16 protein-coding genes, 1 tRNA gene and 1 rRNA gene are annotated in these 19,199 nt (G+C 40.3%); 17 read left to right on the top strand and 1 reads right to left on the bottom strand.

What is annotated here, in order from left to right; translation table 11 throughout:
- Nucleotides 1-36: 36 nt before the first annotated feature.
- The 8 genes from argS to rrf all read left to right on the top strand — a co-directional run bounded on the left by argS (nucleotide 37) and on the right by rrf (nucleotide 6,445).
- Complete coding sequence (argS, locus tag NYP54_RS05465; protein ID WP_283157494.1) at nucleotides 37-1,809, top strand: arginine--tRNA ligase; 1,773 nt, start codon at nucleotides 37-39, stop codon at nucleotides 1,807-1,809.
- A 222-nt stretch (nucleotides 1,810-2,031) separates the two neighbouring features.
- Nucleotides 2,032-3,126 carry an iron-sulfur cluster carrier protein ApbC gene (gene apbC, locus NYP54_RS05460; RefSeq protein WP_283157493.1) on the top strand — a complete coding sequence of 365 codons (1,095 nt, stop codon included), beginning with the start codon at nucleotides 2,032-2,034 and terminating at the stop codon, nucleotides 3,124-3,126.
- A gap of 10 nt (nucleotides 3,127-3,136) precedes the next feature.
- On the top strand, nucleotides 3,137-3,703 hold the full coding sequence (gene dcd / locus NYP54_RS05455; RefSeq protein ID WP_117002762.1) for a dCTP deaminase: 567 nt from the start codon (nucleotides 3,137-3,139) through the stop codon (nucleotides 3,701-3,703).
- 176 nt (nucleotides 3,704-3,879) lie between these two features.
- Nucleotides 3,880-4,014: a 50S ribosomal protein L34 gene (rpmH, locus tag NYP54_RS05450; protein ID WP_100550565.1), complete on the top strand. Its 135-nt coding sequence runs from the start codon at nucleotides 3,880-3,882 to the stop codon at nucleotides 4,012-4,014.
- Nucleotides 4,004-4,345: a ribonuclease P protein component gene (gene rnpA, locus NYP54_RS05445; RefSeq protein ID WP_151192564.1), complete on the top strand. Its 342-nt coding sequence runs from the start codon at nucleotides 4,004-4,006 to the stop codon at nucleotides 4,343-4,345. The genes rpmH and rnpA overlap by 11 nt, the downstream gene beginning before the upstream one ends.
- Entirely contained in the window at nucleotides 4,306-4,581 is a 276-nt protein-coding gene (gene yidD / locus NYP54_RS05440) for a membrane protein insertion efficiency factor YidD (RefSeq protein ID WP_283157492.1), read from the top strand. The genes rnpA and yidD overlap by 40 nt, the downstream gene beginning before the upstream one ends.
- A 14-nt stretch (nucleotides 4,582-4,595) precedes the next feature.
- The gene (gene yidC / locus NYP54_RS05435) at nucleotides 4,596-6,281 is read left to right on the top strand and encodes a membrane protein insertase YidC (RefSeq protein ID WP_283157491.1); all 1,686 of its coding nucleotides are present in this window, start codon (nucleotides 4,596-4,598) and stop codon (nucleotides 6,279-6,281) included.
- A gap of 49 nt (nucleotides 6,282-6,330) precedes the next feature.
- Nucleotides 6,331-6,445: ribosomal RNA gene (rrf, locus tag NYP54_RS05430) — 5S ribosomal RNA — on the top strand.
- 351 nt (nucleotides 6,446-6,796) lie between these two features.
- Here the strand turns inward: rrf and NYP54_RS05425 are convergent.
- Entirely contained in the window at nucleotides 6,797-8,197 is a 1,401-nt protein-coding gene (locus NYP54_RS05425; protein WP_283157490.1) for a peptide MFS transporter, read from the bottom strand.
- Between the two features lie 333 nt (nucleotides 8,198-8,530).
- Here NYP54_RS05425 and NYP54_RS05420 point away from each other — a divergent pair.
- The 9 genes from NYP54_RS05420 to NYP54_RS05380 all read left to right on the top strand — a co-directional run bounded on the left by NYP54_RS05420 (nucleotide 8,531) and on the right by NYP54_RS05380 (nucleotide 19,188).
- Nucleotides 8,531-8,607: transfer RNA gene (locus NYP54_RS05420), tRNA-Met, on the top strand.
- A 106-nt stretch (nucleotides 8,608-8,713) separates the two neighbouring features.
- On the top strand, nucleotides 8,714-9,178 hold the full coding sequence (gene rimP / locus NYP54_RS05415; RefSeq protein ID WP_283157489.1) for a ribosome maturation factor RimP: 465 nt from the start codon (nucleotides 8,714-8,716) through the stop codon (nucleotides 9,176-9,178).
- 30 nt (nucleotides 9,179-9,208) lie between these two features.
- On the top strand, nucleotides 9,209-10,690 hold the full coding sequence (nusA, locus tag NYP54_RS05410; RefSeq protein WP_283157488.1) for a transcription termination factor NusA: 1,482 nt from the start codon (nucleotides 9,209-9,211) through the stop codon (nucleotides 10,688-10,690).
- Between the two features lie 10 nt (nucleotides 10,691-10,700).
- Nucleotides 10,701-13,457: a translation initiation factor IF-2 gene (infB, locus tag NYP54_RS05405; RefSeq protein WP_283157487.1), complete on the top strand. Its 2,757-nt coding sequence runs from the start codon at nucleotides 10,701-10,703 to the stop codon at nucleotides 13,455-13,457.
- Between the two features lie 2 nt (nucleotides 13,458-13,459).
- On the top strand, nucleotides 13,460-13,897 hold the full coding sequence (gene rbfA, locus NYP54_RS05400; RefSeq protein WP_117002788.1) for a 30S ribosome-binding factor RbfA: 438 nt from the start codon (nucleotides 13,460-13,462) through the stop codon (nucleotides 13,895-13,897).
- 82 nt (nucleotides 13,898-13,979) lie between these two features.
- Entirely contained in the window at nucleotides 13,980-15,419 is a 1,440-nt protein-coding gene (der, locus tag NYP54_RS05395; RefSeq protein ID WP_283157486.1) for a ribosome biogenesis GTPase Der, read from the top strand.
- A 7-nt stretch (nucleotides 15,420-15,426) separates the two neighbouring features.
- Nucleotides 15,427-16,710 (top strand): UDP-N-acetylglucosamine 1-carboxyvinyltransferase, encoded by a 1,284-nt coding sequence (locus tag NYP54_RS05390; RefSeq protein ID WP_283157485.1) that lies wholly within the window; start codon nucleotides 15,427-15,429, stop codon nucleotides 16,708-16,710.
- A 2-nt stretch (nucleotides 16,711-16,712) separates the two neighbouring features.
- Nucleotides 16,713-17,549 carry a UDP-N-acetylmuramate dehydrogenase gene (gene murB, locus NYP54_RS05385; protein WP_283157484.1) on the top strand — a complete coding sequence of 279 codons (837 nt, stop codon included), beginning with the start codon at nucleotides 16,713-16,715 and terminating at the stop codon, nucleotides 17,547-17,549.
- Between the two features lie 67 nt (nucleotides 17,550-17,616).
- The gene (locus NYP54_RS05380) at nucleotides 17,617-19,188 is read left to right on the top strand and encodes an ATP-binding protein (protein WP_283157483.1); all 1,572 of its coding nucleotides are present in this window, start codon (nucleotides 17,617-17,619) and stop codon (nucleotides 19,186-19,188) included.
- Nucleotides 19,189-19,199 lie beyond the last annotated feature (11 nt).

Below are 19,199 nucleotides of genomic sequence, written 5' to 3'. Positions count from 1 at the left end.
TCAGGCTTTCAAAATTATCATAATGAGTTTTAGATAATGACAGCTACGGCGAATCACACTGCTATTTTAGAGAATTACTTAACCGATTTATTTGTACAAGCCTTTGATGTTTTAGGTTTTGATAGTCGTTTTGCTAAAGTGCAATTATCAGCACGTCCTGAGCTTGGACAATTTCAATGTAATGGTGCGATGCCTTTGGCTAAAACTCTTAAAAAAGCACCAATTCAAATTGCTAATGATATTGTGACACAAGTGCAAAGTGATAAGGTTTTCAGTGACGTAAATGCAGTGATGCCAGGATTTATTAATATCACCTTAAGTGATGATTTTTTGGCGGGCTGGTCAAATCGTATGCTTAAAGATTCACGTTTAGGTTGTCCTAAAACCACTAATCCACTAAAAGTGATGATGGATTTTGGTGGTCCTAATGTCGCTAAACCACTGCATGTTGGACATATTCGCTCTCCCTTAATTGGTGATTGCTTACAGCGCGTTTATCGCTTTTATGGTGATGAGGTGTTAAGTGATGTCCATTTAGGGGATTGGGGTACACAAATGGGAATGTTGATCGAAGAAATTCGCAAAGTGCATCCTAATTTGCCGTATTTTGATGAACATTACACTGGAGAATATCCTAAAGAGTCGCCGGTGACGGTGGATGAGTTATCTGAGATTTATCCACGAGCTTCAGGGCGTTGCAAAGAAGATGCTAATGAGATGGAAAAAGCACGTTTAGCAACGGCTGAGCTGCAAAAAGGGCGTCGCGGTTATCGTGCGCTTTGGCAACACTTCGTTGATGTATCAATTGCTGAGCTTAAAAAAGATTATGGCGATCTTGGGATCTATTTTGATCTATGGAAAGGAGAGAGCGATGTTCAACCAATCATTGATCAAATGGTTGAGGATTGCTTAAAGCAAAAAGTTGCTGAAAATAGTCAAGGTGCGATTATTATTCCTGTGACTGAAAATGAAGATGACAAAACGCCACCATTGATTTTGGTGAAGTCTGATGGTGCGGTAATGTATGGTACAACCGATTTGGCAACGATTTTAGAGCGTGTTGAAGACTATCAGGCGCAAAAAATTATTTATGTGGTTGATAAACGTCAAAGTCTGCACTTTAAACAAGTATTCGCAGCAGCTAAGAAATCAAGCATTGCACCAGAGACTGAGCTTGTGCATATTGGCTTTGGTACGCTAAATGGCAAAGATGGCAAACCATTTAAAACGCGCTCAGGTGGAGTAATGCGTTTAAGTACTTTAATTGATGAGGCGAAATCACGCGCCAGTCTGCGTGAGCAAGAGGGCTTAACTGAAGCTGAAAAGGCAGATATTATTGAAAAAGTGGCATTGGCTACGGTTAAGTTTGCTGATTTGGCGAATGTTTATACCTCGGATTATATTTTTGATCTAGACAAATTCTCGCAATATGAAGGCAAAACAGGTCCTTACTTGTTGTATTCAGCCGTGCGCATTAAATCGATTTTGCGTAAGCTTGGTCGCAATTTGGAAAATGTCAGTACTGATATTGCTAAGGCAAGTAATGATGCTGAGCGTAATTTACAATTGAAATTAACTGAATTGCCGCAAGTTTTACAAAAAACCTATGATAAATGTGAGCCACATCATTTGTGTGAATACGCTTATCAAGTTGCTGTGCAGTTTAATAAATTCTATGCTGAATCACCGATTGCCAATGAAGAAAACCATGCATTAAAAGAGGCAAGAATCGCTTTATGTCAGTTAACTTTAAAACAGTTGGTTTTTGTTCTAGGGCTACTTGGGATAGAAGTGCCTGAAAGAATGTAGACTATAAATCGTCGTAACGCTATACCCATCGTGAATCATTTTGTGGTGTTAGTTGTGAAGTAGTTTGTGTTAATTTTAATTAGTTGGATTGCAGGCAATAGCTAGGACTATTGTCAAAATTCAACTAATTAAAAGCACGCGAAATGCAAAGCAAAAAATTCTGTAAATTGGTTTACGATGAGTATAGACTACATCCATCTTTGAAATCATCAATTACTTTTTATGTTAAAACAAAGCCTACAAGCTTATCGTCAAACCATTTTAGACCTGCCAGCTGAGAATTTTCTACGCAACTTGCAAATCATTGAACAAGATGGCGTTGCTACTATTTCGCTGCGGCTTGGTTTTTTTCTCAGTGCTAGCCAAATAGATCGTGTGATTGCGCAGTTAAGTGATTATTTATATGCTCAGAATATCACGCAAGCTTTTGAGTTTAGTGTGCTATGTGATGTGACCACTCATAAAGTACAGCCCGGTTTAAAGCCGATTAAAGGTATCAAAAATATTATTGCAATTGCTTCAGGTAAAGGTGGTGTGGGTAAATCAACAACAACGGCAAATCTTGCGATCTCACTACAAAAAATGGGTGCCAAGGTTGGTATTTTAGACGCGGATATTTATGGACCAAGTCAACCGCTCATTATGGGTAGCTTTGATAATCCTAAAACCAATGATAAAAAGAAAATCGAGCCACTATTGCGCCATGGCGTTAAGATGATCTCAGTGGGTAATTTAATCTATCAGGATTCAGCAATTATTTGGCGAGGTCCGATGGTATCAGGTGCTTTAATGCAGCTGTTAAATGATACTAACTGGGGCGAGCTTGATTATTTGTTAATTGATTTACCACCAGGGACAGGGGATATTCAATTAACGATGACGAAGAAGATTCCATTAACGGCAGCAGTCACAGTAACAACACCGCAAGATTTATCTTTAATCGACGCCAAGCGCGCGATTGCGATGTTTAATAAGCTTGATATTCATGTCGCAGGTATTATTGAGAATATGAGTGTGCATATTTGCCAAAATTGTGGTACCGAGTCAGCGATCTTTGGCGCGCATGGCGCTGAGTCATTGGCGTCACAGTTTGATTTACCATTTTTAGGTGCCTTGCCATTGGATATATCTATTAGAGAAGATGCCGATAAGGGGCAGCCAACAGCAAATAAAGACAATAAAATTGCCAAAGTTTATGAGCGAATTGCGTTAAAGCTTGCGGCTAATATGGCGAGCTTGCCAAAAGCGATGATGATCAATATGCCGAGTGTTAAAGTTGAGTTTAGTGAAAATAGTAAAAATAGTGAAAATAAGTAAGGAGTAAAAAGTGTCCATCAAATCAGATAAGTGGATTAAAAAAATGGCGATGGAGCAAGAGATGATTGCCCCATTTGAAGCTGGGCAAGTACGTCACAATGAGCAGGGTAAAATCGTATCATTTGGCACATCAAGCTATGGCTATGATGTTAGATGCGCTAATGAATTTAAAATCTTTACCAATATCAACTCAACGATTGTTGACCCGAAAGACTTTGATCATAACAATTTTATCGATTTTGTCGGCGATGTTTGCATTATCCCACCGAATTCCTTTGCATTAGCGCGCACGGTTGAATACTTTAAAATTCCGCGTGATACATTGGTTGTGTGTTTAGGTAAATCAACGTACGCGCGTTGCGGCATTATTGTCAATGTCACCCCTTTAGAGCCAGAATGGGAAGGGCATGTGACGCTTGAGTTTTCAAACACCACGCCATTGCCTGCTAAGATTTATGCCAACGAAGGGGTCGCGCAGATGCTATTTTATCAATCTGATGAAGTATGTGAGACATCTTATAAAGATCGTGGTGGTAAATACCAAGGTCAGACGGGTGTGACGCTACCGCGCACGTAAATAACCAAAGGATAGTTATCGACAGCGCCTATATTTTGCGCTAGAATGCGCGGTTGAAATTGCTAGGGCATTTTAATTGACCGAAATTTATTTTTGGCGTAGAATCTGCGCCTTGCATGAATGTGGCAGATTTGCAGTAAATTTTATAAATACAAATACAAACTGAGGATAATACGATGAAAAGAACGTTTCAACCAAGTAACTTAAAAAGAAAAAGAACTCACGGTTTCCGCGCACGCATGAAGACGCTAAGCGGTCAGAAAGTGATTCGCAACAGACGCGCTAAGGGCAGACATAAGCTTGCCGCTTAATAGCTTAGCCAAAGAATTTATCTTAGATGCTAAGGGTTTTTCACTTGGCTTTTCGCGTATCTGTCAAAAAGTTCATACCAAACACTTTTCTTATTTGATTGCTAAAGGTGAGGATCTACACTCAGGTGTCGGTGTTATCACAGGCAAAAAAAAAGTTAAAAGAGCTGTGCAGCGCAATTTGTGTCGCCGCTTAAATAAAGAGATGTTTCGCCAGCATAAGGCGTTGTTTGAGAAGACGATGTTGATCGTTGTTACAAATCACAATGCCGCACGCGCGACAAAGGAGGAATTGTGGCACTCTATCAACGAATTTCTCGCAAAATACGCTTAATTATTGCGTTTCCTTTTATTGTTCTCATTCGTTTCTATCAAGTAGCGATTAGCCCATACCTTGGACCTCGCTGTCGTTTCTATCCAACTTGTTCACAATATGCGCTAGAAGCAATTAAATTGCATGGTTTAGTGTTTGGGCTTTGGCTAATGACAAAAAGACTGCTAAAATGCCACCCAGCTTGCAAAGGCGGTTACGATCCAGTGCCAACTAAAGAAAAGGTTAAAAAAGGGTAAAAAGGTTAAGTATAATGAAGTCAAACTACGTGAGAATATTCTTGATCGCGCTTATTGTCGTGATTTTTATGTCGTTGATGGCGCGCTGGGAGGAGATGTATGCGCCTAAGCAGCCTGCGAAAGTTGATACCTCAGCACAAACAACAGCAGTGCAAAAAGATAACAAAGATGTTGATGCAAATAATACAGCTGATCAAAGTGTAACGACGGATGTCACTAAGCAAAACTTTAATAAGACAGACCTAAAACCTATTACATTAAATACAACGGTGTTTAGTGATCTGCAAATTAGCCCATTAAATGGTGCGATTATTAATGCTGCATTGAAAGATTATAACGTGAGTTTAACGGATAAAAACCCGATGCCGATGTTAAATAATACAGCGGGTAGCAAATACATTGCGCAAAGTGTTATTTACATTAACGGTCAGCCACAAAGTATTGTTTTTGGTCAAGAACATACAGCTAAAAAAGATGATCAAACGATGGTGACTTTGAAGGCAACTGTTCAAGGCTTAGATGTTACACGTCAGTATATTATTAACGATACCACCTATGAAATCACGCTTAAGCAAAGTGTTAAAAACACCACCAAAGCGCCATTAAGCGTTAGTTTTGACAATGAAATTACGCGTCAAGTGAAGCCTGAGAGTCATAGCTTTAGTATTTTAGATGCGCACTCTTATTCTTTCCAAGGTGTTGGTTTGTCCTCATCGCAACGCACTTTCCAAAAAGAATCATTTGCAGATTTGGCTAAATCCAATGAAAAAGTCGATGTTTCAACCAATAAAGGTTGGGCGGCGATGATTCAGCATTATTTTGTCAGTCTTTGGGTGCCAAATAATCCAGGTACAAGCTTTAGCGTTTATGCCAATAAACTTGCCGATAACACTTATCAATCAGGGGTTAAGACGCAACCTGTTGTATTAAATGCTGATCAAAGCGTTGAGAATACCAATATCCTTTATACAGGCCCTACAATTACCAAGAATCTTGAAGCGATTGTTAAAGACTTCGGTGCTAATAAGCCAGATGGTTTAGATAAGCTCGTAGATTATGGCATGTTGTCATTTATCTCCGTGATTATCTTTTGGTTGATGACGATTATTCATGGCGTTGTCGCCAACTGGGGATTATCAATTATATTGGTCACGGTTTTAATTAAATTGTTGTTTTACCCATTGTCTGCCAAAAGCTATAAGTCAATGGCAAAAATGCGTATGTTGCAACCGCGCATGAAAAAACTGCAAGAGCTATACAAGGGTGATCGCCAGAAGCTTGGACGCAAGATGATGGAGATGTACAAAGAAGAGAAGGTGAACCCTGCAAGTGGCTGTTTACCGATCTTGATTCAGATTCCTGTTTTTATCGCGCTTTACTGGGTGTTATTGGAAAGTGTGCAGCTGCGTCAAGCGCCATTTATCTTCTGGATTCATGACTTAGCATCTAAAGATCCGTATTTTATCCTGCCGATTTTGATGGGTATCTCGATGTTTGTGCAGCAGAAAATTAGCCCAACTTCAGCCGATCCAACACAAGCAAAAATCATGATGTTAATGCCGGTGATTTTTACGGTGTTCTTTGCATCATTCCCATCAGGCTTGGTATTGTACTGGTTGACAAACAACGTGATCAGTATTGCGCAACAGTGGTATATCACTAAGAAATATACAGCGATTTACAAAGCAAAACGCGCTTAATCAAAAAAACTTCTAGACATTTATCTCAAAATATATAAAATGCCCTTCGTCTGACGATAATAGCAAGTTGGCACCACCTGATTCCATTCCGAACTCAGAAGTGAAACAGCTTAGCGCTGATGATAGTGTGGCATTCGCCATGTGAAAGTAAGACATCGTCAGGCATCTCAAAAATTCCCAAGTTTTTATACAGTGTATTATTCCATTAATATTTTCATATAGATTAAACCATTTGATTGATGCTTATTATAAGCGGTGCGAATTTTATCGATTAATGTTTGCAGCTATTGATTGTTTTCTCATAAATAAATGGCGTTACGCACTTTAGAAAAGCTGTGGTTTTATAAACACCCCGTCAGCCTACGGCTGCCACCCCTCTTGCAAAGAGGGGAGTTAGGCAAAGCTTGATGATTCCCCTCTTTGCAAGAGGGGTGCCGAGCTTGCGAGGTGGGGTGTTGAAATAGCAAAAGTACGTAACTACAGTAAATAAAAAACAAAGATGAAGATCCTATGTCTTATATCTTATAAATACGTTTTAGTAATGGTGATAAGATCAGGACGATAATGCCAACAGCTAAAGCAACAAGTGCTAAGTGGTAAAATACATTGAAATAAGCAGCAGCTTGTTCGGTGCCATTACCGCCAACATCGGTAAATGTTGCAATATAGCTGGCAAAGTAGTTACTAAAAGATGATTTAATGCCCCATACACCAAATAATACCGCAACGACATCAACTGGTGAGACTTTGCTGATTGCAGCCAGTCCTGTTGGGCTGCAAGCTAGCTCACCCATGGTAATCAGCAGATAGCTGCCAACGATCCATAGCAATGAAATAGGTGAGCCTTGCATTGCTTCATAAGCGCCAAGTGTTAAGACGCCCATTGCCGCACTTGTTAATAAGATCCCGCTACCCATTTTGGCAAATACGGTTGGGTTCCACTTTGACCAAAGTGCAGCAAAGAAAGGAGCAAGCACAATAATGAAAAATGGATTTAAAGACATCGTGCTTGCCGATGAAATTTCAAAACCAAATAAGTTAAGATCAACTAGACGTTCGGTAAAGAGTAGAACACTCGTGGCCTTTTGCTCAAAAAGGGCAAAGAAAATCATAATGATAAACGACATTTTGACAACTGCTAAAATCGCCAGAATATATTCCTTACCACCTTTGATCGCTTTGTAGAGTAAATATAAGCCAACGAAGCCTGCTACGATATACAGTAGCTTTGAAGTATCTGTTGGGTGAGCAATAAAGTAAGTAAAGACGATCACGGACAACAGTGCGCCAACGATTGCTAAAATGCGCGTTAATTTAGAAGCGCTAAATTGATCTTTGGGTAGCACGCCTTTCTTTTGACCTAATAGAAAAACAACTAACCCTAATGCCATTCCGACAGCGGCGGCACCAAAGCCAACATGCCAACCAAAGTATTTTGCGAGCATTGGTACTAAGAGCACAGCAAAGAATGAACCGAAGTTTACTGCCATATAAAACAGAGTGTAACCCGCGTCGCGACGCTTATCACCTTTGTCATATAATCTGCCGATGCTTGCTGCCATTGATGATTTGAAAAAGCCCGTTCCAGCCACAACAAAGGCAAGACCAACGAAGAAACTTGCCTCAACCGTCAAGAGCAAGTGACCGATCACGATTAGCACACAGCCATATTTAACACTTGTTGTATGCCCAAGGTAAGCATCTGAAATATAGCCGCCAATCACAGGTGCCATATAGACGAAGGCGACATACGCACCATAAGTTAAATAAGCATCGGTATCACTCATGCCCCAGTATTCGCTGGTTAGATATAGAATCAATAGTGCGCGCATCCCATAGTAGCTAAAGCGCTCCCATACCTCAACGCCAAATAAATACCATAAACCATGTGGTTGATTTGCTGTTAGTGCTTTCAAATGTATCTCTCCTCTTTTGAATTCATTTCAGAGTGTAAGTAAATTTTACTGTAAAAGCATGTTTTTTATTTTGTATGCATTTGAGTCTAGTCAAAATGTTTGACAAGTGATTAAGAAAATTGGCTATGACTATGTTCCTGACCACTTTTATTGTGTAAGCGTTGGCTGAGCGTAAGTCGAAGCCTCTATGAAATGTTGTTTTCCTAAGCTTACCCTTCGACTTACGCCCAGGGTGCGGCGAGCGCTTGTGGGTGAATATTTAGTATTAGCCAGAAAATTTTAAACTTAAGTCTTGCAATTTAAAAAAGATTTGCTAATATGTCCCACAGTTGACGCGGGGTGGAGCAGCCTGGTAGCTCGTCGGGCTCATAACCCGAAGGTCGTTGGTTCGAATCCAGCCCCCGCTACCAACCTAAAAAGAATTTGAGAAATTGCGGGCCCTTATGGGCCTTTTTGTTTTGTAGATAAAAAGGACTCATAGTAGTCCTTTTTTTATATCCCAAGGAGTGTGTTGGAATGTTGGTTGATCAGTTAAAAGCGCTTATTGCGCCAGAAGTAGAGAGCCTTGGATTTATTTTATGGGGGATTGAAATGGATGCGTATTCTGCAGATACCGGCAGCATGACCTTGCGTATTTTTATCGATCATGAAGAAGGCATTTCAATTGATGACTGTCAAGAAGTCAGTCGTGCAGTTGGTGCAATTTTAGATGTTGAAGACCCAATCAGTGGCGCTTATTCGTTGGAAGTATCTTCTCCAGGGGTGAATCGTCGCGTGTTTAATGCGGTACAGGCAAAAGCCTTGGAGGGTTTTGAGGTTAAAGTGCAATTGCATCAAGCAACAGAGAATAATCGTCGTCGCTTTAAAGGGGTGATTATCTCAGTAGACAATGATGATGTGTTTGTTAAAACAGAAGAAGACGAAGAAATTCGCTTTGATTTTCACAATGTTGACAAAATGCGCGTTGTGCCAAAGTTTTAATCTTTAATAATGTGGATATAGGTGAAAGTTATGAGTAAAGAGTTACTACTGGTTATTGAAACCGTTGCTAATGAGAAGGAAGTCTCAAGAGATTTACTTTTTTCAGCCATGGAAGAAGCCTTGGCGATGGCAACTAAAAAGCGTTTTGAAGAAGATGCCGAAATTGTCGTTAAGATTGATCGCAAAACAGGTGATTATGAAACATATCGTCAATGGCAAATCGTTGATGAAGATCATGAGATTGAGAATTATGCAGCCGAGCTGTATGTTGATGTCGCTCAAGAGAAAGGGCATAACGTCGTCGTTGGTGATGTGCTGATGGAACCCGTTGAATCAGTTGAGTTTGGACGCATTGCCGCGATGACTGCTAAGCAAATCATCATGCAAAAAGTGCGTGATGAAGAGCGTCGTTTAATGGTGGCAAAGTTTCGCGATAAAGTTGGCAAGATTGTTTACGGTGAAGTTAAGCGCACTACGCGTGATTTTTTAATTATTGATTTAGGTGAAGACGCTGAGGGTGTGTTGCCTAGAAAAGAGCTATTACCTAAAGAGAATTATCGTTTAAATGATAAATTACGCGCTTGTATCTTACGCATCGATGATGATGGTAAAGGACCACAAATTATTTTGTCACGTGCTAACAAGAAAATGTTGCATGCTTTATTGATTCTTGAAGTGCCTGAAGTTGCTGAAGAGTTGATGGATATCGTTAGTATTGCGCGTGACCCAGGTTCGCGTGCTAAGGTGGCGGTGAAATCAAATGACAAGCGTATTGATCCTGTGGGCGCATGTGTTGGGATGCGTGGCTCACGTATTCAAGCGATCACAAATGAATTACAAGGTGAGCGTGTCGATATCGTATTATGGGATGATAATCCAGCGCAATTTGTAATGAATGCGTTAGCACCCGCTGAGGTAACGTCTATCGTGCAAGATGAAGATAAGCAAGCGATGCAGGTTGCAGTCAAAGAGGATCAGTTATCACAAGCAATTGGTAAAAGCGGGCAAAATGTGCGTTTAGCAACTGCTTTAACGGGTTGGCATATCAATGTCATCTCAAGTACCGTGGCTGAAAAAGCGCAGCAGGAAGAAGAAGAAAAAACCATGCAGCTCTTTATGGAAGCATTAGATATCGATCAAGATATTGCCGAAGTTTTGATTGAGGAAGGTTTCACCAGTCTTGAAGAAGTCGCATATGTGGCACGTGAAGAAATGCTTGAGATTGAAGGTTTTGATAATGAAATCTGTGAAGAGCTACAAGAGCGTGCCAAAACAGCCCTTATTTCACAGGCATTAGCTGCCAATAAACCTGCTGATGACCTTTTAAATATGGAAGGAATGACTGCTGAATGGGCAGATGCGCTAGCGCAAAAAGATGTGATTACAATGGAAGATTTGGCTGAATTGGCGGTTGATGATTTACGCGAAATTATTTCGATCTCTGAAGATGAGGCAGCAGCTTTGATTATGACTGCGCGCGCGCCTTGGTTTGAAGAGGATAACGAGAAGTAGGAGAAATGTGATGGCAGAGATGACAGTGGCGCAACTAGCCAAACTAATTAAAATTAATGAAAGTGTACTACTTGAGAAGTTTGAACAATCAGGTGTACATAAAAAAAGTATCAATGATTTAGTAACTGATGCCGAAAAAAACCAGCTTCTTAGTTTTATCCAAGGTGGTTCGACAGAGAAAAAATCATCAGTAACTTTGCAAAGAAAGACGACTAAGCAGTTGAAAGTCGCCGGAAATCGCAAGGTAAATATTGAAGTGCGTAAAAAGAAAACGCTTGTTGCGCCAGTACTTGATGTTGCTGATGAGCAACTCGAGGATGAAGTACTTCTTGGCAAACAACATGAGTCAGTTGATAGTGAGCATGTGAGTGATGATACTCATCATGAATCAGCGATTGAATTAGAGGCGACACAAGACGCTATTACAGCAAATGATGATGTGACAGAAGAAGTAGTGGTGTCTGAGCAGCCTCAAGCAGATCAAGCAGCAGAAGCAGTGACTGTTGATGATGTGTCTTCAGAAACAAAAGAAGTGAAAGAAGTGAAAGCGCAGGCGGGTAAATCTATTCCTAAACCTAAAAAGCTAGAAAAACCAACAAAGATTGAGAAGCCAACGGTGGTTGATGAAGCTATAGATGAAGCAACAAATAGTGGCTTTATGATTACTGAAAAACCGGCTGAAAAGCCAAAAAATAATGGTTTTAAAATCACTTCAAGACCTTCGGTTGTTGAAGATAAAGAAATCGCTGATAACAACTCAGTTAATGAGGCAAAAGCTACGCATAAAAAAGTGCTTGATAAAACAAAGCGTAGAGCGGATGAAGATGAAGATAATGATTCACGCAAAGGTGCTAAAAAATCAAAATCAGCAGCAGCGAAGAAAGGTTCACGCGGCATGTATGATGATGAGGATGATTATGGTTCAGGATTTTCACGTAAATCATCTAAGCCAAAGAAATTGCAACTAAACAAAGTCAAAACGCAGCAATTTACTAAGCCAGTTGAAAAAGTGATGAAACAAGTAGTGCTTTTTGAAGGTATCACAGTTAATGAACTGGCACAAAAGATGGCAGTAAAAGCAGCTGAGCTTATCAAAGTGCTATTTAAAATGGGTGTAATGGCGACGATTAACCAACCATTGGATCAAGAAACTGCGATTTTGATCGTTGAAGAGTTGGGGCATGAATATACATTGCATCGTGATGACACATTAGAGGAAACGGTTGTCGTAGACTCATCAAATCAAGAAGCAATATCACGCGCACCTGTGGTGACAATTATGGGGCATGTTGACCATGGTAAAACCTCCCTTTTGGATTATATTCGTAAAACACGTGTTGCTGTGGGTGAAGCCGGTGGGATTACACAGCATATTGGTGCTTATTCGGTAACAACACAAAAAGGTCAAATTACATTCTTGGATACTCCAGGGCATGAAGCATTTACTGCCATGCGTGCTCGTGGAGCGGGAAGTACGGATATTGTTATTCTTGTGGTAGCGGCCGATGATGGTGTGATGCCGCAGACAAAAGAAGCGATTCAACACGCGCGCGCTGCCGGTGTACCGATTGTCGTTGCAGTGAATAAGATGGATAAGCCAGATGCTGATCCAGATCGCGTTAAAACGGAACTTTCACAGCTTGATGTTATTTCTGAGGAATGGGGCGGAGATGTGATGTTTGCTCACGTTTCAGCGAAATCAGGGCTTGGAATTGATACGCTGCTAGATGCCGTGTTATTACAAGCTGAAGTATTAGAGCTTAAAGCGGTTGATAAAGGTTTAGCAAAAGGTGTCGTTATTGAATCACGTTTAGATAAAGGACGTGGTGCCGTTGCTTCTGTGTTGGTGCAAAGTGGCGAGTTAAATCAGGGTGATATCGTATTATGCGGTACGGAATACGGACGTATTCGGATGATGATGAATGACCTTGGGCAAAAAATTGACACGGCAGGTCCATCAACACCGGTTGAAATCTTAGGTCTTTCGGGTGTGCCGAATGCTGGTGATGAGATGGTTGCGGTTAAAGATGAGAAAACAGCGCGTGAAGTTGCTGAATATAGATCGCAAAAGAAAAAAGATGAGCGCTTAAAGCAGCAGCAAGCCAGTAAGTTATCAAGCTTATTTGATCGCATGGGTGAGTCAACGGGTGAGCGTCAAACTTTGAATGTCATTGTTAAAGCAGATGTTCAAGGCTCAGTTGAAGCAATTCGTGAATCATTAGTTAAGCTTAGTAATGATGAGATCAAGGTTGATGTGATTGCATCAGGTATTGGTGGAATTACCATCTCTGATGTGTCTCTTGCCGTCGCTTCTCAAGCGGTGCTTTTTGGTTTTAACGTGCGTGCGGATGCAACGGCGAGAAAACAAGCTGAGACTGATGGTATTGAACTGCGTTATTACAGCATCATTTATGATTTAATCGATGATGTGAAACAAGCGATGTCAGGGATGTTATCACCTGAGTTAAGAGAGCAAATCATTGGTGTTGCTGAAGTGCGTGATGTCTTTAGATCATCAAAGTTTGGTTCGATTGCTGGTTGTATGGTTATTGATGGTGTGATTAAACGTCACAACCCGATTCGTGTATTGCGTGATCAAGTGGTGATTTATGAAGGATCTTTAGAGTCGTTAAAACGCTTCAAAGATGATGCTGTTGAAGTTAAGAAAGGCATAGAGTGCGGTATTGGCGTTAAGAACTACAATGACGTTAAAGTTGGTGACCAGATTGAAGTCTTTGAAACGGTTGAAATCAAGAGAGAGATATAATTATGGCAAGTAATTCACGCGTTGAGCGTGTTGGTGATGAGATTCAAAAGATCATCGTCGCATTGCTAGCAACTAAGGTGCGTGACCCGCGCTTGCAATGGGTTTCCATTACTGGCGTTGAGGTCTCTAAAGATTTATCTTATGCCAAGGTGTTTTTCTCATCATTAAGCACGGAAACGCATCCATCACAGGTGCTGAAAGCACTAGAATCAGCCAAGGGCTTTTTCCGTACAGCGCTTGCCAAAGAGCTGCGTTTGCGTGTCGCACCGGCTTTGCGCTTTTTCTATGATGAATCATTAGCCTATGGTAATAAAATGAATTCGTTAATTGAGAAAGCTCGTCAGGAAGACGAGAAATTTATTCAACAGGAAGAAAATCAAAATGAAAGTAATGATCACAAGGATGGTGATCATGATGAACTGCGCGAAAGGTTGCGTTGATCGCGTATCAGCATTTGTTCTTTAGACCTAAATAAGCTATAGTGCCAAGCAGAAATATCAAGAGTACTTAAGTTCTAGAATTATGGTTCCTGTCATTGCTATAGTCGGTCGTCCGAATGTCGGTAAATCGACACTTTTTAATGCCTTAACACGCACGCGTGATGCGTTGGTTTACGATATGCCGGGGGTGACGCGTGATCGCCAGTATGGTCAAGCGGAATTTGAAGAGCAACCTTTTATCGTCATTGATACCGGTGGCTTGTCTGATAATGATGCCGGTGTTGATGGTTCAATGGCTGATCAATCAATCCTTGCCATTGAGGAGGCGGATCTTGTTTATTTCGTTGTTGATGCGCAAGCTGGCTTGACAGCGGGAGATCTGTATATTGCTGAGCTTCTGCGCACACGTGGTAAGCCTTCGGTATTAGTGATTAATAAAACCGATGGTATGCAGGAAGAGGTTGCCGCAGCTGATTTTTACTCACTGGGTTTTGAAGCATTATTTCCCATCGCCGCAAGTCACCGCCGTGGTGTGGGTAATCTATTATCAAATACGTTGTTGCCTTTATGTGATAGAGAGCTGAATGACTCTGAGCATGCTGAAGGAGAAGCCAACAAGCGTGGAATTCGCTTTGCTTTGATAGGTCGTCCAAATGTTGGTAAATCAACACTAACTAATCGCATGTTGGGTGAAGATCGAGTGGTTGTCTATGATATGCCAGGCACCACGATTGATAGTGTTTATATTCCTTTTTCACGCAATGATGAAGATTACACCATTATTGATACTGCTGGTATTCGCCGTAAGGGCAAGGTCAGAGAAACATTAGAGAAATTCTCGGTGGTTAAAACGCTTCAAGCGATTAAAGATGCTAATGTGGTGATTGTGTTAATCGATGCCAAAGAAGGGCTGACCGATCAAGATATGCATTTGATGGGGTTTGCGTTAAACGCGGGACGAGCAATGGTTATTGCGGTCAATAAATGGGATGGCATGAGTGCATCAGACAGAGATAACCTCAAAGAGGAGATTAATCGCCGCTTAGTGTTTTTAAAAGATTATGTTGATATTCATTTTATCTCAGCATTGCATGGCACCAATGTTGGGCACTTATTTGCATCATTGAAGAATGCCTATAGAAGTGCTACCAAAAGAATACCAACACCAGAGCTGACACAAGTCTTAAAAATGGCGACACAAGATCATGTGCCGCCGATGTGCGGTAAATCAAGAATCAAACTAAAATATGCACATATGGGTGGGCACAATCCACCAGTGATCGTGATTCATGGTAATCAAGTAAATAGCCTGCCTGGATCGTATAAACGTTATCTAGAGAAGTTTTTCCGTGAAGCTTTTAATCTCGTGGGTACGCCGATTAGTTTTGAATTTAAACAATCTGAAAACCCTTATGAACCAACGAAGCAGAAAAAATTAACACCATTGCAACGTTATAGGGATAAGCAGACTCAGAAGGAGAAAATGCAGAAAAAACGTGCGTTAAAGCAATCTAAAGATTAGTCATTTTATGCAGTTAAAAGTCAGTAAACGTCACCATCTTCAGGATGTTAATATTAAATTATCAGGCGCTAAGAATGCTTTGTTGCACTTGCTGTTTGCTAGTTTATTGACTGAAGAAGCAACGACGTTTAATAATGTGCCATCTAGTTTGCGTGATTACCATGCTGTGTGTGATATCTTGCAGGCAATTGGTGGTAAAGTTGATAGCCAAGATGGTATGGTGACTATTTCTGCACCGCAAAAAGTCAACAAAATAGAGCTTTCCAGTAATTACACGCGACGCACACGGACTTCACTGATGCTGCTTGGTGCTTTAGCTAAAAAGGTCAGTGTGTTAAAAATAGGCTACCCTGGCGGATGCTCGTTTAGCGAACAAAGACCTTTTGATATTCACCTATTAGGTTTTGAAGCCTTGGGTGCTAAGGTCACACATGATGAATATCATATTGTGATTGAACATCAAGCGGATAAATCGGTTGAGCATACATTGCGTTATCCATCGGTGGGCGCAAGTATCAACTTGATGCTATACGCAGCAACAGGAACTGCTCAAGTGAAGCTTAATAACATTGCTTTAGAGCCGGAGGTGATTGAAGTTGCAAGTTTTCTCAATTATGCCGGTGCTAAGATCAAAATCGATCACAGTGCACGCATGATGCAGATTGATGGTGTCGAGAAGCTCTCTGGTGTGACTTTCCGTGTAATGTACGATCGTATCCAAACGATGACTTATGCGGCTTTAGCCTATTTGCATGGTTTAAATATCTGCGTTGAAGGGGTTGATACCAAAGAGTATATTGCAAAACCTTTGGATGTTTTAAAACAAATGGGGGCGAAATGGCAGTTTGATGCAGAGCATAGCCGTATTTGTTTTTATGGTAAGAAAAGCGTATTAATGCCGGTGAACATTATAGCAATGCCTTATCCGGAATTCCCAACGGATTTACAGCCAATTTTTGCGGTGATGTGTGCTAAAGCTGATGGTGTATCTGAAATTACTGATACCGTTTATCCTGAGCGCACCAAGTATGTTGATGAGCTTAAAAAGCTGAACTTTCCAATAGATTACCAAGACAATAAGATCAAAGTGCTCGGCAGTATGGTTGAGCCTTTGCATGCCACAAGTATGAAAAGCTATGATTTAAGAGCTGGGATGGCAGTCGTGATGGGCGCATCGTTATCTGATCAGGTGTGTACGATTACTTCAGCTGAGCAGATTTTCCGTGGCTATGAAAATCTACTTGAGAACCTCACCCACTTTATGCATATCAGCATTGATAAAGAAGAATGATTATGTTTTCGTTGAAATCTTATAATACTTACCATATCGAGAGCTTTGCCAAGCATGTGTATTTTCCGCAATCGATAGATGAAATCATTGAAATATACAAGCGCCACACAAAGGTGATTATCTTGGGTAATGGCAGTAATATCATTTTGACTAAGAGCATGTATGACGATGTTGCATTTATCGTGATTAAGGAGCAGTTCAAAAAGATCACTCACGTGAGCAACGGTGTTTATGCTGAAGCTGGTGTATTGTTAAAAGAGTTATCCTTGTATGCTTATGATCATAGTTTAAGTGGTGTTGAGACATTTTTTGATGTGCCGGCAAGTATTGGTGGGGCGATGATTATGAATACTGGTGCTTATGGTGATGAAATTTATGATCATGTGCGCTATGTTGATGTTTTGGATAGTGAGAGCTTTAGACAACAGCGGATTGATAAAGCGAATATCGATTACGGCTATCGCTATTCGATGTTTAAAACAAGATCCGTGATTATTCTTGGGGCATGTTTTGATTTATCGCTAAAACCGCAGATAGAAATTAAAGATAAGATGGATAATATCCTGTCACAGCGCCAAGCAAAATTACCTTGTGAGCCAAGTGCGGGAAGCGTGTTTAAGCGTCCTAATTATCATATTACTGTCGGCGAGATGGTTGAGAAAATTGGGCTAAAAGGTTTCCAAATTGGTGGCGCGCAGATATCACCAAAGCACGGTGGTGTGATTATCAATACCGGTAATGCCACAGGACAACAGATACTGCAATTGGTCGAGCATATTAAACAGGAAGTGTTAATGCATTATCAAGTGCAGCTGGAGTTAGAGCAGATCTTGGTTTAACGTGCTGTGCAACAATCCATACTTTCGTTATACTTAAACTAAATTTGCATTGATGAGAAAATTAGCTATGGATAATCTCCAGCATCTGCCACTGGGCTACTCCAGTTTACAGGAAATCATAAAGCACAATGCAGCTTACGTAGACAAAACGCATTTGTTAATGAAACTTGTGAATGAGGGCAAATATTATTTTCTTTCTCGACCAAGACGCTTTGGTAAAACCTTAACGGTTGATACATTAAAACAGCTTTTTTTAGGCAATCAAAAACTCTTTAAAGGAACCTATGCAGAAAAGCATTGGGATTGGGGAACGCAATTTCCAGTCGTTCACTTTAGTTTTGGTGGATCAAAAGGTTTTGAAAGTCAAAAAGCACTGCTTGATATTATTGAAAACACACTGGAAGAACATGCTAAATCGCATGATATTACCTTGCCGCAACGTGAGTTTGGGGTGCAGTTTCATGCATTAATTCGAGCGTTGAAGTTGAAGTATAATCAACATGTTGTGGTGCTGGTCGATGAGTATGATAAACCAATTTTAGATGTGATTAATCAAGCTGACGAGGCGATAGTTAATAGAGAGATTTTAAAAGGTTTATATAGTGTCATCAAAGATAATGATGCCTATTTGCAGTTTGTATTTGTCACAGGCGTGACAAAATTTTCAAAAGCCAGTTTGTTTTCAGGGCTTAATAACCTTGATGATATTGGTTTTATGCCACAATATGCAGAGGTTTGTGGTTACACGCAAGCTGAGCTTGAAGTTTATTTTAAGGACTACTTGCAAGGGGTTGATAAGGTTAAATTGAAGCAGTGGTATAACGGTTTTAACTTCTCAGGGAATCCGGATCACAGTGTATATAATCCCTATGATATTTTATTGTTCTTTCGTCATAATAAAGAGTTTGATAACTATTGGTTTAGAACAGGTACGCCAAGCTTCTTAATTAAACTGTTAAAGCAAGGGCAGTATAATGTACCAAGCTTTGAGCATTGTTTGGTGAGTAAGGATATGTTGAATAATATTGATATTAATGATTTGCCATTAGAAACGGTATTGTTTCAAACAGGCTATCTTACCATTAAAGAAAAAGCACATATTGGCACACAGTTAGCTTTTGTATTAACGTACCCTAATATGGAGGTTAAAGCTGCGTTAAATGCAGAAATATCGAGAATTGGTGTTGAGAGTTACCATAATAATCGCAATAAGAATAATCTTTATCAGGCATTGCTAAAGGATGATTGGGCGTTTTTTGAGGCATGCATTAAGTCGCTTTTTTCTGCTATTCCGCATGATTGGTATAGGAATAATCCAATTCAAAACTATGAAGGGCATTATTGTGCTGTGATCTATAGTTATTTCACGGCATTAGGCATGCAAACAGCGGCAGAGAATGCAACTTCTATAGGGAAAATAGACATGTCAATTATTGTGCCTGACAATAAGGTTATTTTATTTGAGTTTAAAGTAAGTCATGGCAGTAATGTAGCAAAAGCAGCGCTGCAGCAAATCATCGATAGAGATTATAAGCAGAAATTTTTAAGCCTCAATTTGCCTATCTATGAAATCGGTATTTCCTTTGATCAAGACACGCGTAGCATTAACGGATTTGAGCTTAATAGATCAAAGGCATGATGATAATCATG

The sequence above is a fragment of the Cysteiniphilum sp. QT6929 genome (assembly GCF_030035755.1).
Lineage (GTDB): Bacteria > Pseudomonadota > Gammaproteobacteria > Francisellales > Francisellaceae > Caedibacter > Caedibacter litoralis.
The sequence above is the reverse complement of the archived record's forward strand: the minus strand, read 5'-3'. Positions and strand labels throughout refer to the sequence as shown.

Excerpts from the sequence above, each read along its gene's own strand:
- rbfA (WP_117002788.1), top strand. The coding sequence starts at position 13,460 with ATGGCAAGTAATTCACGCGTTGAGCGTGTTGGTGATGAGATTCAAAAG.
- argS (WP_283157494.1), top strand. The coding sequence starts at position 37 with ATGACAGCTACGGCGAATCACACTGCTATTTTAGAGAATTACTTAACC.
- nusA (WP_283157488.1), top strand. The coding sequence starts at position 9,209 with ATGAGTAAAGAGTTACTACTGGTTATTGAAACCGTTGCTAATGAGAAG.
- der (WP_283157486.1), top strand. The coding sequence starts at position 13,980 with ATGGTTCCTGTCATTGCTATAGTCGGTCGTCCGAATGTCGGTAAATCG.
- infB (WP_283157487.1), top strand. The coding sequence starts at position 10,701 with ATGGCAGAGATGACAGTGGCGCAACTAGCCAAACTAATTAAAATTAAT.
- apbC (WP_283157493.1), top strand. The coding sequence starts at position 2,032 with ATGTTAAAACAAAGCCTACAAGCTTATCGTCAAACCATTTTAGACCTG.
- rpmH (WP_100550565.1), top strand. The coding sequence starts at position 3,880 with ATGAAAAGAACGTTTCAACCAAGTAACTTAAAAAGAAAAAGAACTCAC.
- yidC (WP_283157491.1), top strand. The coding sequence starts at position 4,596 with ATGAAGTCAAACTACGTGAGAATATTCTTGATCGCGCTTATTGTCGTG.
- murB (WP_283157484.1), top strand. The coding sequence starts at position 16,713 with ATGTTTTCGTTGAAATCTTATAATACTTACCATATCGAGAGCTTTGCC.
- NYP54_RS05390 (WP_283157485.1), top strand. The coding sequence starts at position 15,427 with ATGCAGTTAAAAGTCAGTAAACGTCACCATCTTCAGGATGTTAATATT.
- NYP54_RS05380 (WP_283157483.1), top strand. The coding sequence starts at position 17,617 with ATGGATAATCTCCAGCATCTGCCACTGGGCTACTCCAGTTTACAGGAA.
- rimP (WP_283157489.1), top strand. The coding sequence starts at position 8,714 with ATGTTGGTTGATCAGTTAAAAGCGCTTATTGCGCCAGAAGTAGAGAGC.